The sequence below is a fragment of the Rhodopseudomonas sp. WA056 genome (assembly GCF_010906995.1).
Lineage (GTDB): Bacteria > Pseudomonadota > Alphaproteobacteria > Rhizobiales > Xanthobacteraceae > Rhodopseudomonas > Rhodopseudomonas palustris_G.
In genome coordinates, this window is the sequence record NZ_QPFS01000025.1 from 23076 (window position 1) to 43010 (window position 19935).

A 19935-nucleotide genomic window follows, 5' to 3' on the forward strand; every position below is an offset into this window, starting at 1 on the left:
CGCGGCTTAACCTTCGCTTTACCGGGCCTTAAACCGGCTCCGCTAGCGTCCGCCGCAACGGTCGGCGTGGACGATGCGATGGCGTGGGGCAGGAAAACAGCCGGCGAAAGGCGAGAGCCGACATTCGGCGCCGGTGAATCGCTCACCGACATGCGCCTGACGCCGCAGGATCGGGTGAATTTGGCCGACGACAAGCCGAAGAAGAAGTCCGCCGGCAAGCCCGGCGGCGGGGCGCGGAGCAAGCGCAAGCCGCGCAAGGGCGTGATCGCGTCGGTGCGCCGGGCGATCGGCCGCGTGGTGTATTGGAGCGCGGTCGCCGGCATCTGGGCGGTGCTGGCGGTGGTCGGCGTCATGGTCTGGGTCGGTGCGCATCTGCCGCCGATCCAGTCGCTGGAAATCCCGAAACGGCCGCCGACCATCACCATCGTGGCCGACGACGGCTCGACCATGGCGGTGCGCGGCGAGCAGGCCGGAACCAATGTGGCGCTGAAGGATCTGCCGCCATATCTGCCGAAAGCGTTCATCGCGATCGAGGACCGAAGATTCTACTCGCATTTCGGCGTCGATCCGCTCGGCATCGGCCGCGCCGCGGTCGCCAACGTGCTGCACCGGGGCGTGGCTCAGGGCGGCTCGACCCTGACGCAGCAGCTCGCCAAGAACCTGTTTCTGACCCAGGACCGCACCCTGACCCGCAAGCTGCAGGAGGTCGAACTGGCGCTGTGGCTGGAGCGCAAGCACTCCAAGGCCGAGATCCTCGAACTGTATCTCAACCGGGTGTATTTCGGCTCCGGTGCCTACGGGGTCGAGGCCGCAGCGCAGAAGTATTTCGGCAAATCGGCCAAGGAGGTCACCCTGGTCGAGGCCGCGATGCTGGCCGGTCTGGTCAAGTCGCCGTCGCGGCTGGCGCCGAACCGCAATCCGGAAGGCGCCGAGAAGCGCGCTCAGATCGTGCTGGCGGCGATGGCGGAAGCCGGCTTCGTCACCGCCAAGCAGGCCCAGGCCGCGATCGCAAATCCGGTCTACACCGTCAAACCGACCGGCGCCGGCACCATCAACTACGTGGCCGACTGGATCGGCGAAGTGCTCGACGATCTGGTCGGGCAGATCGACCAGTCGATCATCGTCGAAACCTCGATCGATCCGAGGCTCCAGTCGGTCGCCGAGGCAGCCATCATCGACGAGCTGGCGGCCAAGAGCGTCAAGTACAAAGTGACGCAAGGCGCGCTGGTGGCGATGACGCCGGACGGCACGGTGCGGGCGATGATCGGCGGGCGGAACTACGCGGACAGCCAGTTCAACCGCGCGGTGACCGCCAAGCGGCAGCCGGGATCTGCGTTCAAGCCGTTCGTCTATCTGACAGCGGTCGAGGCCGGGATGACGCCGGAGACGATTCGACAGGACGCCCCGCTCGACCTCAAGGGCTGGAAGCCGGAGAACTACTCCCACGAATATTTCGGCGCGGTGACGCTGACACAGGCGCTGGCGATGTCGCTGAACACCGTGGCGGTGCGGCTCGGACTCGAGGTCGGGCCGAAGAACGTGGTGCGGACCGCGCACCGGCTCGGCATCGCCTCCAAGCTCGACGCGAACCCGTCGATCGCGCTCGGCACTTCGGAGGTGACGCTCACCGAGCTGGTCGGCGCCTACGCCGCATTCGCCAATGGCGGGTTGCTGGCGTCGCCCCATGTGGTGAAGCGGATCCGCACCGCGCAAGGCAACAAGTTGCTGTACGCCCGCAGCAACGAGACCGCCAGCCGCGTGATGGATCCGCGGGCGGCGGCGATGATGAATGCGATGATGCAGGAGACGCTGCGCTCCGGCACCGCGCAGAAGGCCGATCTGCCCGGCTGGATCGCCGCCGGCAAGACCGGCACCAGCCAGGATTTCCGCGACGCCTGGTTCCTCGGCTACACCGGGACGCTGGTCACCGGGGTCTGGCTCGGGAATGACGACAATTCGCCGACCAGGAAGGCGACCGGCGGCGGATTGCCGGTCGAAGTGTGGACGCGGTTCATGCGCGAAGCGCTGAAAGGCACCACCCCGCAGCCGCTCCCCGGCGGCTGGAGCGGCGGCCCGCTGGTGACGAGCGGCGCCACCGGCGCCGCATCGGGCTCCGGCATCGGCGGTGCCATCGGCGGCTTCCTCAGCGGCGCGGCGCCGACAGGCGGCACTATCGCCCAACCCGGCCCGCGCGGCGAAGCTCAGGTCACCGACATGCCTCCACCACCAGGCGCGGGTCGCATGCCGCCCCCGACGCGCGCCAATGTACGGCCAGAAGCGGACGCGGGACTGGATGGCTGGCTGATGGACCGGCTGTTCGGACGGTAATGGCTCGCACTGATCTGAGCGGTTGGTAGCAAGCCTCAGGATGCGCGGCAGCCCTCACCTCACCCCTTCCCGCAAGCGGGGAGAGGGGAGCGAGTCGCACTCGTCGCGCCGCTGCGGGTCACACAGCGCGCCTCGTCATCCGACGACGGCTCTGTGAGCGTCGACATCTGTGAGGGTGCGACCTCAACCAGCGGGAGACGATCCCCTCTCCGCTTTGCGGGAAGGGTCGGGGAGAGGGCGACGCGTGCAGGCGCGCTCGCAATCAAAGCGTTCAGTCGCTAATGCCGTACCGGTGCAGGTCGTTGCCACAGGTGTCGAGCCAGGTCTTAGCGCGCTCCATCTGCGGGCAGATCCGGCCCACGACCCGCCAGAACCGCGCCGAATGGTTCATCTCCACCAGATGCGCGACTTCATGAGCGGCGAGATAATCGAGCACGTAAGGCGGCGCCAGGATCAGTCGCCACGAGAACGACAGCGAGCCCGCCGAAGTGCACGATCCCCAGCGGCTCGATTGATCGCGCAGCGACAGCCGGGTGACCTTGACGCCCAGTTCCGGGGCGTAGCGATCGCACGCCTTCTGCAGATCCTTGCGCGCCTCGCGCTTCAGAAAATCCAGTACCCGGCGTTCGATGTGCTGCGTTTCGCCGGCGACGCACAGGATCTTCTCGCCGGAGTCGCGCACCTCGGTCCATACCGTCCCGCGGCCGGCGCGGTGCACGATCTTGTGGTCCTGGCCGCGCAACGGCAGCACCGTGCCGGGCAGGAACGGCGCCGCCTTCGGCAGCCGGCCGAGACGCGCCGCGATCCACGCACCATGACGCTGGGCGAATTCCTTGGCGTCGGCGAGCGTCCCGCGCGGCGGCATCGTCAGGATCGCCTCGCGATCGCTCGGATGAATCCGCAAGGTGTATCGTCGGGCCCGGCGGTGACGCCGGATGCGAACGGCAAAGAACTGTGAGCCGTGCCGAACAGGGATCGTCGACGGCTCGGTGGGCCGCCGATAGAGAAGTGCGCGTGCCATGTCTGCAGGTCCAGGAAACAGAAGGTCCCCTGGAATCTGCCATAACCGCCGCCATGGGAAGCGCTCGGCGCAAAAACAAATCATTTGCCCAATATACAGGGCAAAGCGCGTGTCGCACCCCTAAGTGATGGGCCCCGGAACCCGAAAATTCCGCGAATTTTGATTCAAAAGCATGACCTGAGAGGTGACTCAGTCCTCACTACTTGTGGAACCCGTGAATCTAGATTCCCCCAGCGCTCCTGCACCTCTGACGACTCGGCTTGCGCTTGATTCCGCAGCACAAACTCATCATCAGCCGACGCATCATCCACAGCAGACGCCGATCGACGACGCGTACTAATTACTCCGCCGCGCGCGCCGGCACGTCGCTCGCCGCCGAGGCGTGGAAATCGCTGATCCGCGGCACGATCTCGGAGCGGAAACGCGAGCCGTTGAACACGCCGTAGTGACCGACGCCCTTCTGGACGTAGTGAACGCGGCGGTGGTCGGGGATCGAGCTACACAGCCCGTGCGTCGCTTCGGTCTGTCCGAGACCTGAGATGTCGTCGTTCTCGCCCTCGACCGTCATCAGTGCCACGCGAGTGACTTTCGAAGGCTCGACCAGCTTGCCGCGATGGGTCATCTCGCCCTTCGGCAACGCGTGTTTGACGAACACCAGATCGACGGTCTGCAGATAGAACTCCGCCGTCAGGTCCATCACCGCCAGATACTCGTCATAGAATTCGCGGTGTTTGTCGGCGAGATCGCCGTCGCCCTGAACCAGATGGTTGAACAGATTGCGATGGGCGTCCATGTGCCGATCGAGATTCATGCTGATGAAGCCGTTGAGCTGCAGGAATCCCGGATAGACGTCGCGCATGAAGCCGGGGTGCGGGAACGGCACCTTGGTGATGACGTGGTTGCGGAACCAGTCGATCCCCTTCTCGGCGGCCAGATTGTTGACTGCGGTCGGGTTGCGGCGGGTGTCGATCGGGCCGCCCATCAGCGTCATCGACAGCGGCACGAAGGGATCGCCATTGGCTTCCATCACCGACACCGCGGTCAGAACCGGCACCGATGGCTGGCACACCGCCATGACGTGGACGTTGCCGCCCAGCATCTGCAGCATCTCGATGACGTAATCGACATAATCGTCGAGATCGAACCGGCCGGCGGCGACCGGCACCATCCGTGCGTCGGACCAGTCGGTGATGTAGACCTCGTGGGTCGGCAGGAACGCCTCGACAGTGCCGCGCAGCAGCGTCGCGTAGTGACCCGACATCGGGGCCACGATCAGCAGCCGCGGATGCGGATGGCGCAGCGGATGCTCCAGCTTGCGCTCGAAATACAGCAGGCGGCAGAACGGCTTCTCCCACACGCTGTGGATCTCGACCGGAACCCGCATGCCGTTGACTTCAGTGTCGTCCAGCCCCCATTCGGGCTTTCCGTAGCGCCGGGTGGTGCGTTCGAACACTTCGCAGGCAGCAGCCACCGACTTGCCGAACTCGGTGTGGCTCCACGGGTTGAGCGGATTCTTGAACGCGAGCTTGGTCGCATCCGACATCGCCCGCGCCGGATTGAGCGAGGCGTGCGCCATCTCGTAGAACCAGTACATCGGCGTGGTCAGCGCCGGACTGACTTCCGCAGGCATCTCCGGCGGGCGACCAAATTCACCAATGACGACCGGCATCGCGTTGTGTCCTTCGTACCCCGTGCAGCGCAATATACTGGCGGCTGGGTCATGGCGCGTCAATCACAAGATCGAAATATGCGCTCCGCCGCGTAAAAAGTAAGCACGGACGTCCCACAGGCGCGTCCGGGAAACGACCTACTCGCCGCTCTGAATCAGCGAGCCGTGCCGCCGGGCGCTGTTGAGCATCGCCAGAAAGCTGACGAACGCGGCCGCGAACAGCACCACGTTGATCGCCAGCGCCCACAGCATCAGATCGGCGCGGAACTGCTGCTCGATCAGCAACGCCCGCATGCCTTCGAACACGTAGGTCGGCGGCAGCGTCCAGGCGACGAGTTGCAGCCAGTGCGGCAGCACCGAGACCGGATAGTACACGCAGGCGAGCGGCATCACGCCGAACATCAGGCTCCAGACGATGCTCTCGGCGCCGAGACCGTGGCGCAGCACCAGCCCGGAGACGAAGATGCCGAGCGCCCATGCGGTGAAGATCAGGTTGCAGAAGAACGCGCCGAGCGGCAGGCCGAACCCGAACAGGTTGAAGTCGAACAAGATCATCGCCAGCAGCACCATCGGCACCACACCGATCGCGAGCCGGATCAGGCTCATGATCATCAGCGCGATCAGGAACTCGATCGGCTTCAGCGGGCTCATCATCAGGTTGCCAAGATTGCGCGCCCACATCTCTTCCAGGAACGAGATCGAAAATCCGAGCTGGCCGCGGAACAGGATGTCCCATAGGATCACCGCGCCGATCAGCGTGCCGCCGGCGCGGGCGAAGAAGCCGGCGTTCTGCGCCACGTAGCTCTGCAGGAAGCCCCAGGTGATCACCTGCAGCACCGGCCAGTACACCAGCTCGAACAGCCGCGGCCAGGACGACAGCAGCAGGTACCAATAGCGCAGCACCATCGCGCTGATCCGGTGCCAGGCGATGCCGTGACCGAGTTCTAGGCCGGCGATCAAACTCCTCATGATTCAGCATCCCGTGCCCGGCCGCGGGCGACGTCGAGAAACACCTCCTCGAGAGACGCGCGGTTGTAGCGCGCCATGATGGCGGCCGGAGTGTCGTCGTCCTCGATCCGGCCGCGCTTCATAATCACGACCCGGTCGCACATCCGTTCGACTTCGAGCATGTTGTGTGAGGCGAGCAGGATGCTGGCGCCGCGTCGCTTGCGGTAACGTTCCAGGTGCGACCTGATCCAATCCGCGGTGTCGGGATCGAGCGAGGCGGTCGGCTCGTCGAGCAACAACAATTCAGGGCGGTTGATCAGCGCCTTGGCCAGCGCGACGCGGGTCTTCTGGCCGGCCGACAGCTTGCCGGATGCCCGATCGAGAAAGTCGGTCAGATCGAGATCGGCGGCGAGCTCGGCGATTCTGCCCTGCAGATCCGGCACCGCATACAGCCTGCCGAACACCGTGAGGTTCTGCCGCACCGTCAGCCGCGACGGCATATCAACATAGGGGCTCTCGAAATTGATCCGGCCGAGGACGTCGGCGCGCTGCTGCGGCATCGGATGGCCGAGAACGCTGATCCGCCCCGCAGTGGGCAGCACCAGCCCCATGATCATCGCGATCGTCGTGGTCTTGCCGGCGCCGTTGCCGCCGAGCAGCCCGGTGACGCTGCCGCGCGGCACCGCGAACGAGATGTCGTCGACGGCGCGGGCGGTCTTGTAGACCTTGACGAGATGCGAGACCTCGATCGCCGCGGACGCGGACGCTTGCATCGCCGGGACATCCGGCCGGTCGAGGCTGTCGATCACCGTCATGGGCGCCTGTTTGACGATTGCGGGGCGCAAGTGCAAGTGCGGGCCCGACTGGGAGCGCGGGCGCGGCTACGCGAACCTGATACCGGTTGGCCTGAAGAATCCCCATCAAACATCGGACAGATCGAGATCCGGCTGTTCTGCGCCCCGAATCGGAAATGCTCTAAACAGCACGCGAGCCACAGCGTGACCGTGGGCGCGTGGCTGGCGCAATCCGCCGCGGCCGGCCGAATTGTGATCTTCGGTGGCCGACGCTAGTGTCCGGCGCATGTCCGACGATCTGATTTCCGCCGACTTCCGCCATCCGCGCCGTCACGTCCGTCTCGATACCATCCTGCGGCTGCGCTGGCTTGCGGCACTCGGCCAGCTCGCCGCGATCTTCGTGGTTTCGGAAGGGCTCGGATTCGATTTCGCGGTGATGCCGTGCATCGTCATCATCGCGGCGTCCGGGCTGGTCAACCTGGCACTGCAGATCGCCTTCAACCCGATGCAGCGGATGGAGCCGATCTACGCGGCCCTGCTGCTCGCGCTCAATATCTCGGAACTGGCCGGACTGTTGTATTTCACCGGCGGCCTGCAGAATCCGTTCGCCTTCCTGTTCCTCGGGCCGGTGCTGATCAGTGCGACCGCGCTGCCGACGCGCATGACGATCTCGCTCGGGATTTTTGCGACCGGCTGCGCGGCGTTTCTCGGCTACAGCCATTTGCCGTTGCCCTGGGCCGGCGACGAGCCGGTGGCGCTGCCGCAGATCTATCTGGTCGGCGTCTGGCTTTCGATCCTGCTCGCGATCGGCGTCACCAGCCTGTACACATTCCAGGTCACCGAAGAGGCGCGCAAGCTCGCCGACGCGCTGTCCGCCGCCGAATTGGTGCTGGAACGCGAACAGCATCTGACCCAACTCGATGGCCTCGCCGCCGCCGCCGCCCACGAGCTCGGCACCCCGCTGTCGACCATCTTCCTGATCTCACGCGAACTGGAAAAGAGCGCCCCGCCGGAGATGGCCTCCGACCTGCGGACGCTGCGCGAGCAGGCCAAGCGCTGCCGCGAAATCCTCGGCAAGATCGCCCAGCTCTCGTCGGCCGGGGCGCCGTTCGACCGCATGCCGCTGTCTACGCTGATCGAGGAGGCCGTTGCGCCGCATCGCGATTTCGGCATCGCGATCAAGATCCGGCTGGCGCAGCCGGGGGAGCCCGAGCCGGTGGTGATGCGCAATCCCGCGATCCTTTACGGCATCGGCAACATCCTGGAGAACGCGGTGGATTTTGCCCGCACCGCGGTCGAGGTGAACGCCTGGTGGAACGCCGACACCGTGCAGATCGTGATTTCCGACGACGGGCCGGGCATCAAGCCCGACGTTTTGCGCCGGATCGGCGAGCCGTATCTGTCGCGCCGCCGCAGCCCGGACGACCCCAACCGTGAGCGTTCCGGGCTCGGCCTCGGAGTGTTCATCGCCCGCACGCTGCTGGAACGAACCGGCGCCAAGGTCGAGTTTCGCAACAAGACTTTCCCCGACCATGGCGCCATCGTGCAACTGAGCTGGCCCAGGAACCGCTTCGAGATGGTCGAAAATACCGAAAAGGCAGAGGGTTAGGCCGGGGCGCGCGGTCCGGTCGCAGGTCACCTCCCTTGGCAGCACGGCGCCGCCTCCCCATATCTTGATGCACTCGACGAGGAGCCCCGCCGTGAACGTCATTCCCGAACTGACCGACCATACCGATCGCTCGCTGCTGATCGTGGAGGACGACAAGCCGTTTCTCGACCGCTTGGCGCGGGCGATGGAAACCCGCGGTTTTGCCGTCACGGCCTGCGACAGCGTCTCCAGCGGACTTGCCCAGATCGGCAAGGCGGCGCCGGCCTTCGCGGTGGTGGACCTGCGGCTCGGCGACGGCAACGGCCTCGACGTGGTCTCTGCGCTGAAGCGCGAGCGCCCGGATTGCCGCGCCATCGTGCTGACCGGCTACGGCAACATCGCCACGGCGGTGACGGCAGTAAAGATGGGTGCGGTCGACTATCTGTCGAAACCGGCCGACGCCGACGACGTCGTTGCCGCGCTGCTGTCGACCGACAGCGAAAAATCCGAGCCGCCGCCGAACCCGATGTCGGCCGACCGCGTACGCTGGGAGCACATCCAGCGCATCTATGAGATGTGCAACCGCAACGTCTCGGAGACTGCGCGACGCCTCAACATGCACCGCCGCACCCTGCAGCGGATTCTCGCCAAGCGCGCCCCGCGGTAAGCACAGCTCTCCCTTTCGATTATCAGCGCGGTCATTCCGGGGCGTGAACAAAGTTCGCGAACTCGGAATCCGACACGCGAACAATCCGTCGCGAGTCCGGGTTCGCCGCTACGCGGCACCCCGGAATGACGGAACGACTATCCTTCGGAAAATCCCTGCGGGTCGCTGAGGCGGCCGAGGCGCTGGGCGGCGGCAAGCGCGAAGCGCAGCAGCATCAGCTTCCGGGTGGCCGCCGGCAGCTTGTGTTCCGGCGCTTCGCAATGCAGGTGGGCGCCATAGCCGTCGGCCACGATCAGCCCGGTATCGGCCGGAAAAATTTCGCACGGCAGATCCTGGGTGAAGGCGAAGAACAGCCGGTCGCAATGCGCCCGGTAGTCGGGCCATTTGTGATCGGCCCGCAGATCCTCCACCGACGATTTGATCTCCACGATCCAGATCTCGCCGCGCTCGTTCAGCGCCACCAGATCGGCGCGCCGGCCGGACGGCAGCGGCAGTTCGCTGACGCAGGCGAAGCCGAGCGAACGCAGCAGCCGCTGCGTGCCGCGCGCAATGTTCAGCGCGGTCTCCGACTGCCGCAAATCGCGCGGCAGAATCATTTGAACGGCATTCGTTTCCATCGCGTCCAAGTCTAGCCGAAGTCGGAGCAGGTGCCCAAGCGGTCACGCGGTTCCGAGCGCGGCCGCAGAACCGTTGCGGGGGCACCTCGGTCGGGTGCCGCAAGGCGGTGCATTGAGCGTGGGCTTGGCGGGGGCGCCGGAGATCATCACGATGAAACGTATCACCATCACAAGCGCGCTGGCTGTCGCCGCGCTGGCGCTTTCGCTCCCCCTCGCGCCGGCGGCGCATGCACGGCCGACCGTCGAAGTCGCCTTCGTGCTCGACACCACCGGCTCGATGAGCGGCCTGATCGAAGGCGCCAAGCGCAAGATCTGGTCGATCGCCACCGCGATCCTCGACGACAATCCCGACGCCGAAATCCGGATGGGGCTGGTCGCCTATCGGGACATCGGCGACGACTACGTGGTCCGCAGCGTCGATCTCACCACCGACATCCAGGATCTCTACGGTCAACTCCTGCAACTGCAGGCGCGCGGCGGCGGCGACTGGCCGGAGAGCGTCAACGAGGCGCTGGATACCGCGATCAACAAGCTGCAGTGGCGGCAGGGCGGCGACAGCCGCCGCATCGTGTTCGTCGTCGGCGATGCGCCGCCGCACATGGATTACGCGCAGGATACCAAGTATCCCGAGACCCTCGCGGTGGCGCGGCAGAAGGACATCATCGTCAACGCCGTGCAGGCCGGCAGCGCCCGCGATACTGCGCGAGTGTGGCACGAGATCGCCGAGGGCGGCCGCGGCCGTTACATCCCGATTCCGCAGGACGGCGGACAGGTGGTGGTGATCGAGACGCCTTACGACGACGACATCATCATCCTGCAGAAGCAGATCAACGGCACGGTGATCCCCTACGGGCCGGCCCCGCTGCAGCGCCGCACCGAGGAGAAGACCGGGCAGCTCGCCAAGGTGGCTGCCTCGGCACCGGCGGCCGCATCCGACATGGCGAGCTACATCAACAAGCGCGCCCGCAATTCGTCCGAGGCGGTGACCGGCGGCGGCGATCTGGTCAGCGACGTGCTGGCCGGCCGGCAGAAGCTCGACCGGGTCAAAGAGGAGGACCTGCCGCAGGAGTTGCGCGCGCTGCCGGCCGAGCAGCGCGCCGCCCGACTGGAAGCGCAGATGAGCGCGCGCAAGGCGCTCAACGACAGGCTCGCGGCGCTGGTGAAGCAGCGCGACGCCTATCTGGTCGCGCAGCGCGACAAACAGCCGAAGCCGGCCTCCTCGTTCGACCGCGAGGTCGAAGCGACCCTGAAGGCGCAGTTGAAACGGTAGCGCCGACAACATCCGCGAGGGCGAACAGCGCTTTGACTCGTCCTCGCGGACGCGGCATTGTCAGGTCATGAATACCCAGACCGAGAGCAAGGCGAAAGCCGGCGCCGCGATCATTCCCGTCACGCCGTTTCAGCAGAACTGCACGCTGCTGTGGTGCGACACCACCCGCAAGGCGGTGGTGGTCGACCCCGGCGGCGACGTCCCGGAGATCCTGGCCGCGATCGAAAACACCAAAGTCGCGGTCGAGGCGATCTGGCTGACCCACGGCCATATCGATCATGTCGGTGGCGCCGCAGACCTGCGCGACGCCCTCAAGGTCGAGATCATCGGGCCGCACCGCGACGATCAGTTTCTGCTCGACAACGTCGTCAACTCCGGCCGCAGCTTCGGTATCGGCGGCGTGCGCGACGTCACCCCCGACCGCTGGCTCGACGACGGCGACAGCGTCCGCGTCGGCGAGCTGACCTTCCAGATCTTGCACTGCCCGGGTCACTCGCCGGGCAGCGTGGTGTTCTTCAGCGAGGCGATGCGGTTCGCGCTGGTCGGCGACGTGCTGTTCGCCGGCTCGGTCGGCCGCACCGACCTGCCCGGCGGCAGCCACGCCACGCTGATCGACTCGATCACCCGGAAGCTGCTGCCGCTCGGCGATGACATCGGCTTCATCTGCGGGCACGGCCCCGGCTCCAGCTTCGGTCAGGAGCGGCTCACCAACCCGTTCCTGACCGGCGAAGCCTGACCGCGCCTCCGCCTCACCTGCTCCGCCTTCGATCACCTGCCGGACCGCACGCCGCTCGGCGATGTGCCGCTCACCCATGGGCGGGCGGTGTCCTGATCATTGCATTGAACCAATTGCTCTCTGATGCGTCCAATTTTCGGACAATACCTCGGAATCCTACGAGTGACATCTGGTTCCCTCGTTCTGATACCAGGATCGGCCGCGTAATGTGTGGGACCGGAGGCGTGATCAGAGATGACAGTCGAGCTTCTCAACGAACCTCTCTCCCGTTACCCCGCATTCGACACCACTGATCCCGAAGAACTGAGACAGGCCCTGCAGGCCGTCTATGGAGCCCGGCTGGTGGACGCCCCGGCGGCGGCCGATTTTCAGGTTCGCAGCAACTTCGTTCAGCTCGAAGACGTCGCGCTCGGCTTCGGGGTCGGGATCGGCGCGATCACCGTGGAATTCCCTGAAGGCGAATGCGCGCGGCTGCAGATCGCGCTGGCCGGCCAGTTCGTCACCCGCAGCGGCGGATCGACCACCGCGATCAATGCCAGGCAGTCGGGCATCATCTCGCCGGGGCGGAGCGCCCGGACCGAGTATGGGCAGACCTACAAGTTCAGCCTGCTGCGCGTGCAGAGCAGCGCGCTCGAGCGCAAGCTGGGCTCGCTGCTCGGCTGCAAGCCGAAAGCCGCGCTGGAGTTCGAGCCGGCGGCGAACAACGAGGCGCCGCAGGTGGTCAATCTGCGGCGGCTGCTGTGTTTCCTGGCCAATCAGCTCAATTGCAGCCCGCTGCCGCACGTGGTGCTGGCGGAGCTGCAGGAGGCGATCACGCTGTTGTTTCTCAACGCTTTCCGGCACAATTACAGCCGGCAGCTCGAGCGGGAATCGCACGGCATCGCGCCCAAGCACGTCCGGCAGGTCGAGGAATACATCGAGGCCAACTGGATGCGGCCGATCACCATCGAGAAACTGACGGCGCTCACCGGGATCAGCTCGCGGGGCATCTTCAAGGCGTTCCAGCGCAGCCGCGGCTACTCGCCGATGGCCTTCGCCAAGCGGGTTCGGCTGCAGCACGCCCATAATCTGCTGGCTGATGGTGCGGCCCCGACCACCGTGACGGCGGCGGCGCTGTCCTGCGGCTTCTCCAACCTGGGGCATTTCGCCCGGGACTATCGCGACATGTTCGGCGAGAAGCCGTCCGAGACGCTGCAACGCTCACGGCCCTGAGCCGACGGAGAACGGGCCGCCCCGTTGCCGGGACGGCCCGTCGTTCAGACCGGGACGGCCGAGGCCGATCGGTTACTCGATGATTTCCACGACCTTGCGGGTGCGCGGGTCGACCAGCACGGTCCGGTCGTTGACCACGGTGTAGCGATACTCGCTGGCCCGGCCGAAGCGATCCGGCACCTCGTAATAGGTCACGCCGTCGGACGGCAGCACCACGCCGACGCGAACCTCGTCGCGGTAGCGGTACGACGGATGGCGCTGCTCGACGACGTAGTGACGGAACTGCGGTCGGTCATCGACACCCAGGATGCCGGCTACGCCGCCGACAACGCCGCCGATCGTGCCGCCGACGACCGCTCCGACCGGTCCGGCCGCACGCTCCCCATCCCGCGCCCCGCGTTCGATCCCGCCGGGAACGCCCTGGGCGTTGGCAACGGCGGGCGCGGCGAGCGCCAGGACGACGATGGCGGTTCCAGCGAAGCGATTGATCATGGTCAGACTCCCGTGTGATGAAAGGTGGTCTGACAAAGCCGAATTCGGCGATCTGTTCCGTACTCCGCTGCACCGAGGCTTGCTGATGATCCTTGCAGGACGCCGGCGGAACCGGATGCCTACTTCATCAATCCAGCAGCCGTGAGGGCGCGTGTGATCACCGCGCCGACGTCCAGCCCGCGCTTGCCGGAGCGGGATTCGGCGGAGGCTCCCTCCTGGCCGGACTTGGGAGCGGCGCCGTGAGTTGCGTCCGCGGCGCGTCTCGACACCGCAGTGTGGTGGGCCGACCGCGGCTGGTAAACCCGGCCAGTCAGGCCGAAGAACTGCGCGATGTGATAGGACGACGAGATCCCGACATCGAGCAGATAAGCACCGGCGACGCCGTAGCGCTGCTCGCCGGCGCCGGCACCGAGCGGCGTGCCGTGCGCCATCCCGGTGATCGTGTAGGATTCCACCACGGTTTCACCGCTCGAATTCCGCCACACCTGGCGTGGATAGCCGTCGACCCTGTTTTGCGCCATCGGCGCCTCTGGCAGGCCGTGCAGGTCTAACCATTGCCGCACCAGCGCATCGGCGTTCGCCGGATCGACGGTCCGGTCCGCATCGCCGTGCCACACCGCCAGCTTCGGCCATGGCCCCTTGGGGGCGGTCGCACCGCGCACGAGGTCGCCGAGCTGACGGCCGGTGCGTGGCGACGCGTGGCGCATTTCCTTGAGCGCCTGCCGCACATTCAGCGCGACGCCATAGGGCAGTCCGGCGATCACGGCGCCGCCTGCAAACACCTCAGGATAGCTGGCGAGCAGTGCCGCCGTCATCGCCCCGCCGGCCGACAGGCCGGTAGCGAAGATCCGAGCGCGGTCGATGGAGTGGTGGTCCACCATGTGCGCGACCATCTGCCGGATCGAGGCGACCTCGCCGCTGCCGCGATGGATGTCATCGGGCGCGAACCAGTTGAAGCAGGTGTTGGGGTTGTTGGCGCGGGTCTGCTCCGGCAGCAGCAGCGCGAAGCCATAGCGCTGCGCCAGCGTGCACCAGCCGGCACCGATCTCGTAGCCGGCGGCATTCTGCGTGCAGCCGTGCAGAACGACCACCAGCGGCATTCTCTGCGGGATCCCATCCGGCACGAACGAGAACATCCGCAGAGCGCCCGGGTTGGGACCGAACCCGGCAGTCTCGGTCAGGCGACTGTCGGCGGGGCCTTCGTTGTGGCCCAAGCCGTTGAAAGCGTGCATTTTTCGGAGCTGCCCGAGGAAATCGATTTGATCTTTCAGTGACACGGTCGCTCCTGGTCTGGGCCCCTGCCCGCACCCGGCATATAATTGCTGCATCGCAATATGGTAGGTCCGGACCGCTGCGCAGCGTGCGGGTCTGGCAGATGCGGTCGTCAACGCCGACCCGCAATGGCGGTACAGCGACCAAGGTCGATTTGACAAACCCCGACGAAACCCCGAGCACAAAGCGAAAAATCGAGCAGTGGCGCGGCGGAGTGCTGGTCACGACGGCACAGGCGCGGAACAGACCCGATGTATGATGTGTTCAAATTCCTCCATGTTGTCGGCGTAGTCGTGCTGGTCGGCAACGTCACCATCACCGCCTTCTGGAAAGCGTTCTCCGACATGACCCGCGATCCGAAGATCGTAGCGCACGCGCAGCGGGGCGTCACGGTGTCGGACTTCATCTTCACACTGACCGGTATTGCGCTGATCATCATCGGCGGCTACGGGGCCGCGCTGATCAAGGACATTCCACTGTTCGGCTCGTTCTGGCTGGTGGCGGGGCAGATCCTGTTCGTGATCTCCGGGCTGATGTGGCTCGGCATTTTGATACCACTACAAATCCGGCAGGCACGTCTTGCCCGCAGCTTCGCCGAGAGCAGCGAGATCCCGGCACAATACTGGCGCGACGCCAAGACCTGGCTGATCTGGGGCATCATCGCCACCGTCCCGCTGGTCGCGGCGGTGTTCGTGATGGTCTACAAGATCTGATCGGGCACTACGCGACCCGTGCGGTCGGCTTTCCGGGCAGTCCCCATTCCGTAACCCGCATTTCGAGGTCGCGGAAATTCTGGTGCAACTGTTCCATCGCAAAGCCGAGCGCGAAGAACCGCTCGGCCTGATCGCCCGGCAACGCTCGGATCAGACCGTCGCGTCGCACCGCCGCGACCTCGGCCGCATAAGCGGCCAGCGCCTGTTCCATCGGCCCGAGCGGCGGCGGGGCGTGGCGACCACGCAGCGCCGCAGCGCAAGCGGACAGATGCGACGTTGCTGCGCCCCGCAGCGCGTCGACGGTGCCGCCGAGCCGGTCCTGCAGCGTCGGCGGCAACGGCGCGGTGACGGCGCGACCGACCATCACCAGATCATGGCGCAGCCGCAGCAGGGTGCGCACCAGCGGCGCAACATCGGGGCCGCGCGACAGCCCGGCGTTGCGCTCGCGCTGCGCCTCGGCGCCGATCTCCGCCAGCGTCACCAGCGAGGCACCGATGCCGTCCTGAAGCCGGTGCAGCGCGTCGTTGTCGAGTCCCTTCGTCAAGCCGGCGAGCAGCGCACCGAGCGCGTCCGCCATCAATTCGAGCGAGCGCGCCGCCGCAGCCAGCGCCAGCCCCTGCGCCCGCGACGGCAGCACCACGAACGATACCGCCAGCCCAACCGCCGCCCCGACCGCGACTTCGAGCACACGATCGATCGCCGACGCCAGCGGCTCGACCTTGGTGATGGTCGGAACCAGCAGCACGATGATCGCCGTGACGGTGGCAACGTTGAGGCTGGGCTTGATCGCGGCGAGCAGCGCCAGCGGCGCAACCGCCAGCGCCAGCGCACCCAGCAGCGCCAGTTCGCTGTGATGCGGCACGAAAATGGTGATGGCGCCGCCGTAGATCGCCCCGCCGATAGTGCCGACGAAATAGTCTCCCGCCATTTTCAACGACCTTCCGACGCTGGTCTGCGTCACGATGATCGCGGTGAGAACGGCCCATAGCGGCAGATGCAAATGGAGACTCTGGGCGAAGCCGAGCGCCAGCAGCGCCGCGAGCGTGATCCGCAGTGCCAGCCCCCAATGCGGCCGGCGCGGTTTCCATTGCGAGAGTAAGCGTGTCCTGAGGAATGTCATCGGCGGCCGCAATCGTTGAGGTTGCACCGTCTGGCGCGGAATCGTCGGCGTCAGAGAGCACGGCGCTGCGAACCGCGCAAATCCGCATCGATGCGGGTGGGGCCTGCGGCAGCGCGGCTTGAACCGTGTGCGCGCTCCGCCTAACGTGCGGCGCAAAAGAGGGAGCCCTAATGGCCAACGAAACCGCCACGCTCGCCGGCTACGTCGCCGCGCTGCAATTCACCGACATTCCGCAGGACGTGCTGGCGCGCGCCAAGCTCTTGACGCTCGACTTCCTCGGCAGCGCGATCCGCGCCCGGCGCGAGGCCGAATCGACACCGGCGATCCTGCAGACGCTGCAGGCGCTGTCGCTCGATGCGGTTGGCGAAGCCACGGTGTTCGGCGACGACAAGCGCTGGACGCCGGCAGTGGCGGCACTGCTCAACGGCGCGCTCGGTCACTCGCTCGATTTCGACGACACTCACGCGGATTCGTCACTGCATCCATCCGCGCCGGTGGTGCCGGCCGCCTTCGCGGTCGGCGAACTGGTCGGCGCCTCGGGCCGCGACGTGCTGACTGCGATCGTCGCCGGTTATGAAGTGTGCTGCCGGCTCGGCAACGCGCTCGATCCGACCTCGCACTACGCGCGCGGCTTCCACCCGACCGCAACCGCCGGCACCTACGGCGCCGCAGCGGCCGCTGCCAAACTGTTCGGCCTGTCGCAGGACCAGATCGTCGCAGCGTTCGGCGTCTCCGGCAGCCAGGCCGCGGGCTCTCTGCAATTCCTGGTCAACGGTGCGTGGAATAAGCGCTATCAGGTCGGCGCTGCCGCGATGAACGGCGTGATCGCCGCGACGCTGGCCAACAACGGCTTCGTCGGTTCGACCGAGTCGGTCGAAGGCATTCATGGCCTGTTGGTCGGCTACACCGACACCCCGCATCACGACAAAGCGGTCGCCGACCTCGGCAAGGTCTACGAGACCATGAAGATCGGCGTGAAGCCGTATCCGAGCTGCCGCTACACCCACGCTGCGATCGACGCGCTGATCGCGATGCGCCGCGAGCACAATCTGACACCGGCGCAGATCAAGCGGGTCGAGGTCGGGCTGCATCAGAACGGCATTACGCTGACCGGCGATGCATCGACCAAGCGGCATCCGCGCTCGATCGTCGGCGGCCAGTTCTCGATGTTCTTCACCGGCGGACTGGCACTGGAGCAGGGCAGCTTCGGCTGGGACGACTACACCCGGCTGGGAGATCCGGCGATCGATGCGCTCGCGGACAAGTTCGACGTGGTGCGCGACGAACGGCTCGAAGGCAAAACCCATCCGTTCGGCGCCCGCGTTTCGATCACCACCGAGGACGGCGTGCACGAGCGGATCTACGCCGATCCGTCCGGCGAGCCGAACTCGTTCCCGAGCGACCAGGCGATGGCGCAGAAATTCTTACAACTCGCCAGCCCGGTGCTGGACGGCCGGGCGCAGAGCTTTGCCGATGCGGTGCTGACGCTGGAGCGTTTCGCCAAGGTGAGCGAGGTCACCGCACTCGGGCGCTGACCGGGACGATCTGCGGTATTGACATACTTGCAATCTGACGTAGCAGATGAGCCGATCTTCTCCAGAAACGGGGCGACCGATGCAACGCTTCGTCTGCGAACAGAACATTGCTCATTTCCAGCGCCTGCTGGAGACCGCAGAGGACGACAAGCTGCGCCGCACGCTGCTCGGCCTGTTGTCGTCCGCCAAGCGCGAGCTGGCGCTGCTGAATTCACAGATTTCCGGCGCCGATCTGTCACCGCTGGGGTATCGCAAGCCGGCCGGCGATATCGCAGCGGCGCTTGCGCGGCTTCGAGCCAGCTTCGACGCATCCGATCATCCCTGCCTGCTGATCGACCCCGGCCCCGGCCTAAAGATCTTCGACATCAACGACGCCTATGCGCGCGCAACCTTCACGACGCGCGACACCGTCGTCGGCATGTCGTTGTTCGAGATCTTTCCGGACAATCCGGCCATCGTGACGGCCGATGGTGTCAGCAACCTCTACGAATCGCTGCGGACCGTGGTTGAGACCGGCCAGCCGCACGCCCTCGCGGTGCAGCGCTACGACGTTCGCAACGCCGACGGGGTGTTCGTCGAACGCTATTGGCAATCGATCAGCACGCCAGTGCAGGATCTCGACGGCCGCCTGATCTGCCTGCTGCACACCATCGAAGACGTCACCGCCGAAGTGCTGGCGGATTGACGCACCCGCGTCAGTGCACCTTAGGCGCGCACCGCACCATTCAAATACCTTTCGGCGACCCTCGGCCCCGGTCACGAAGCCGTGGAGAAACCATCCGCCCGCTCGTGCGTCTGGAAGGCGTCGCCTGGAACGTCTATGGTTCCAAAATACCGCACGCCGCGCGGGCACGCAAAGCAGCCGGTTTCCAAAAGCCTGGGGATGAGCGATGCCGACAGCCACCGTAGACCGCGCCTCGGAGTTTCTCGGCGGCCTGTTCAACAGCTTGACCGAGCGCGGCCGCAGCCTGTTCGGCCGGGCCGGCACTCAGCCGATGACCAGAGACGAGCTGATCGGGCTCGGCGAGACGCTGCTGTCCCGGCGCGGTGAAGCCTCCGGAGTCGCACTGGCGGCGTCGCTACTGGACGGCTACGAGGCTGCCGCCGAGGACGACAGGCTGGCGTTTCTCGATGCGCTCGCCGAACAGTTCGGGCCCGACCTCGCCGAACTCAACGCCGCGATCGAGGCGTTCCGCGCCGACCCCACGTCGGAGGCCACCGGCGAACTGATGCACGCCGCCGAACCGCGCCGGCAGGAGCTGATCCGCCGCCTCAACCATGCGCCGGGCGGCACCGCCGCGCTGGTGAAGATGCGCGAAGCGGTGCTGTCGCATCTGCGCGACCACCCTCAGCTTCGCCACGTCGACGACGATTTCGTGCATCTGTTCACCTCGTGGTTCAACCGGGGCTTCCTCGTGCTGCAGCGGATCGACTGGACCACGCCGGCCAATATTCTGGAAAAAATCATCCGCTACGAGCAAGTCCACACCATCCACGATTGGGACGATCTGCGCGCACGGCTGGCGCCTCCCGACCGGCGTTGCTACGGCTTCTTCCATCCGCGACTGATCGACGAGCCTCTGATCTTCGTCGAGGTCGCGCTGACCGAGGACAGTCCGGCCGCGATCGCACCGCTGCTCGATCTCGACCGCGAGCCGATGCCGGCCAGCGACGCCACCACTGCGGTTTTCTACTCGATCTCCAACACCCAACGAGGTCTCGCCGGGATCTCGTTCGGCAATTTCCTGATCAAGCAGGTGGTCGAGGAGATCAAACGCGAACTGCCGAATGTGCAGACCTTCGTGACGCTGTCGCCGGTGCCGGGCTTCGCCAAATGGCTGAAACGCGAGCGCGACAATCCGGACTCGGCGCTGCTCGATCCCTCCGCCCGCGACGCGCTCGAAGTGCTCGAAACCGAGAACTGGTTCGACGATGCGGACACCGCCGATCGGC

At 66.1% G+C, this 19935-nt stretch carries 18 protein-coding genes; 10 read left to right on the forward strand and 8 right to left on the reverse strand.

The genetic code is table 11. From position 1 onward, the window contains the following. Nucleotides 1-78: 78 nt before the first annotated feature. Nucleotides 79-2328, forward strand: coding sequence for a transglycosylase domain-containing protein (locus tag DU475_RS07600; RefSeq protein WP_164631593.1), 2250 nt, complete (start codon nt 79-81; stop codon nt 2326-2328). A 271-nt stretch (nt 2329-2599) separates the two neighbouring features. On the opposite strand, the gene DU475_RS07605 is transcribed toward DU475_RS07600, so the two are convergent. The 4 genes from DU475_RS07605 to DU475_RS07620 form a co-directional block, all read right to left on the reverse strand. Continuing rightward, nucleotides 2600-3433, reverse strand: a complete 834-nt coding sequence (locus tag DU475_RS07605) for a M48 family metallopeptidase (RefSeq protein WP_013500457.1) — start codon at nt 3431-3433, stop codon at nt 2600-2602. Nucleotides 3434-3689: 256 nt separating this feature from the next. Next, the gene (locus DU475_RS07610; protein ID WP_013500456.1) at nt 3690-5018 is read right to left on the reverse strand and encodes a polyhydroxyalkanoate depolymerase; all 1329 of its coding nucleotides are present in this window, start codon (nt 5016-5018) and stop codon (nt 3690-3692) included. A 138-nt stretch (nt 5019-5156) separates the two neighbouring features. Then, on the reverse strand, nt 5157-5987 hold the full coding sequence (locus DU475_RS07615; RefSeq protein WP_047307387.1) for an ABC transporter permease: 831 nt from the start codon (nt 5985-5987) through the stop codon (nt 5157-5159). Continuing rightward, nucleotides 5984-6781: an ABC transporter ATP-binding protein gene (locus DU475_RS07620; protein WP_164631594.1), complete on the reverse strand. Its 798-nt coding sequence runs from the start codon at nt 6779-6781 to the stop codon at nt 5984-5986. The genes DU475_RS07615 and DU475_RS07620 overlap by 4 nt, the downstream gene beginning before the upstream one ends. 265 nt (nt 6782-7046) lie before the next feature. Here DU475_RS07620 and DU475_RS07625 point away from each other — a divergent pair, with 265 nt between their 5' ends. Then, nucleotides 7047-8369: an ActS/PrrB/RegB family redox-sensitive histidine kinase gene (locus DU475_RS07625; protein WP_013500453.1), complete on the forward strand. Its 1323-nt coding sequence runs from the start codon at nt 7047-7049 to the stop codon at nt 8367-8369. Nucleotides 8370-8460: 91 nt separating this feature from the next. Continuing rightward, nucleotides 8461-9015 carry an ActR/PrrA/RegA family redox response regulator transcription factor gene (locus tag DU475_RS07630; protein WP_013500452.1) on the forward strand — a complete coding sequence of 185 codons (555 nt, stop codon included), beginning with the start codon at nt 8461-8463 and terminating at the stop codon, nt 9013-9015. Between the two features lie 137 nt (nt 9016-9152). On the opposite strand, the gene DU475_RS07635 is transcribed toward DU475_RS07630, so the two are convergent. Then, a complete protein-coding gene (locus tag DU475_RS07635) occupies nt 9153-9632 on the reverse strand; it encodes an MmcB family DNA repair protein (RefSeq protein WP_013500451.1) in 480 nt (159 codons plus the stop codon). 151 nt (nt 9633-9783) lie between these two features. Here DU475_RS07635 and DU475_RS07640 point away from each other — a divergent pair, with 151 nt between their 5' ends. From DU475_RS07640 to DU475_RS07650, 3 genes are all read left to right on the forward strand, one after another. Next, on the forward strand, nt 9784-10902 hold the full coding sequence (locus DU475_RS07640; RefSeq protein WP_164631595.1) for a vWA domain-containing protein: 1119 nt from the start codon (nt 9784-9786) through the stop codon (nt 10900-10902). Nucleotides 10903-10969: 67 nt separating this feature from the next. After that, complete coding sequence (locus DU475_RS07645) at nt 10970-11638, forward strand: MBL fold metallo-hydrolase (RefSeq protein ID WP_047307391.1); 669 nt, start codon at nt 10970-10972, stop codon at nt 11636-11638. A gap of 234 nt (nt 11639-11872) precedes the next feature. Then, nucleotides 11873-12850 carry an AraC family transcriptional regulator gene (locus DU475_RS07650; RefSeq protein ID WP_013500448.1) on the forward strand — a complete coding sequence of 326 codons (978 nt, stop codon included), beginning with the start codon at nt 11873-11875 and terminating at the stop codon, nt 12848-12850. A 72-nt stretch (nt 12851-12922) separates the two neighbouring features. Here the strand turns inward: DU475_RS07650 and DU475_RS07655 are convergent, their stop codons facing one another. Next, nucleotides 12923-13342 carry a DUF1236 domain-containing protein gene (locus tag DU475_RS07655; RefSeq protein WP_013500447.1) on the reverse strand — a complete coding sequence of 140 codons (420 nt, stop codon included), beginning with the start codon at nt 13340-13342 and terminating at the stop codon, nt 12923-12925. Nucleotides 13343-13461: 119 nt separating this feature from the next. Next, nucleotides 13462-14619: an extracellular catalytic domain type 1 short-chain-length polyhydroxyalkanoate depolymerase gene (locus DU475_RS07660; RefSeq protein ID WP_164631596.1), complete on the reverse strand. Its 1158-nt coding sequence runs from the start codon at nt 14617-14619 to the stop codon at nt 13462-13464. A gap of 246 nt (nt 14620-14865) precedes the next feature. On the opposite strand from DU475_RS07660, the gene DU475_RS07665 reads away from it, so the two are divergent. Further along, the gene (locus DU475_RS07665) at nt 14866-15327 is read left to right on the forward strand and encodes a DUF2269 family protein (protein WP_013500445.1); all 462 of its coding nucleotides are present in this window, start codon (nt 14866-14868) and stop codon (nt 15325-15327) included. Between the two features lie 7 nt (nt 15328-15334). Here DU475_RS07665 and DU475_RS07670 read toward each other — a convergent pair whose 3' ends face one another. Next, complete coding sequence (locus DU475_RS07670; protein WP_164631597.1) at nt 15335-16447, reverse strand: FUSC family protein; 1113 nt, start codon at nt 16445-16447, stop codon at nt 15335-15337. A gap of 170 nt (nt 16448-16617) precedes the next feature. Between DU475_RS07670 and DU475_RS07675 the strand changes: the two genes are divergently transcribed. From DU475_RS07675 to DU475_RS07685, 3 genes are all read left to right on the forward strand, one after another. Beyond that, on the forward strand, nt 16618-17982 hold the full coding sequence (locus DU475_RS07675; RefSeq protein WP_164631598.1) for an MmgE/PrpD family protein: 1365 nt from the start codon (nt 16618-16620) through the stop codon (nt 17980-17982). 79 nt (nt 17983-18061) lie between these two features. Beyond that, the gene (locus DU475_RS07680; protein ID WP_013500442.1) at nt 18062-18667 is read left to right on the forward strand and encodes a PAS domain-containing protein; all 606 of its coding nucleotides are present in this window, start codon (nt 18062-18064) and stop codon (nt 18665-18667) included. 205 nt (nt 18668-18872) lie between these two features. Next, nucleotides 18873-19935 (forward strand): malonyl-CoA decarboxylase domain-containing protein (locus DU475_RS07685; RefSeq protein ID WP_164631599.1); only part of this gene is annotated, 1063 nt, incomplete at its 3' end.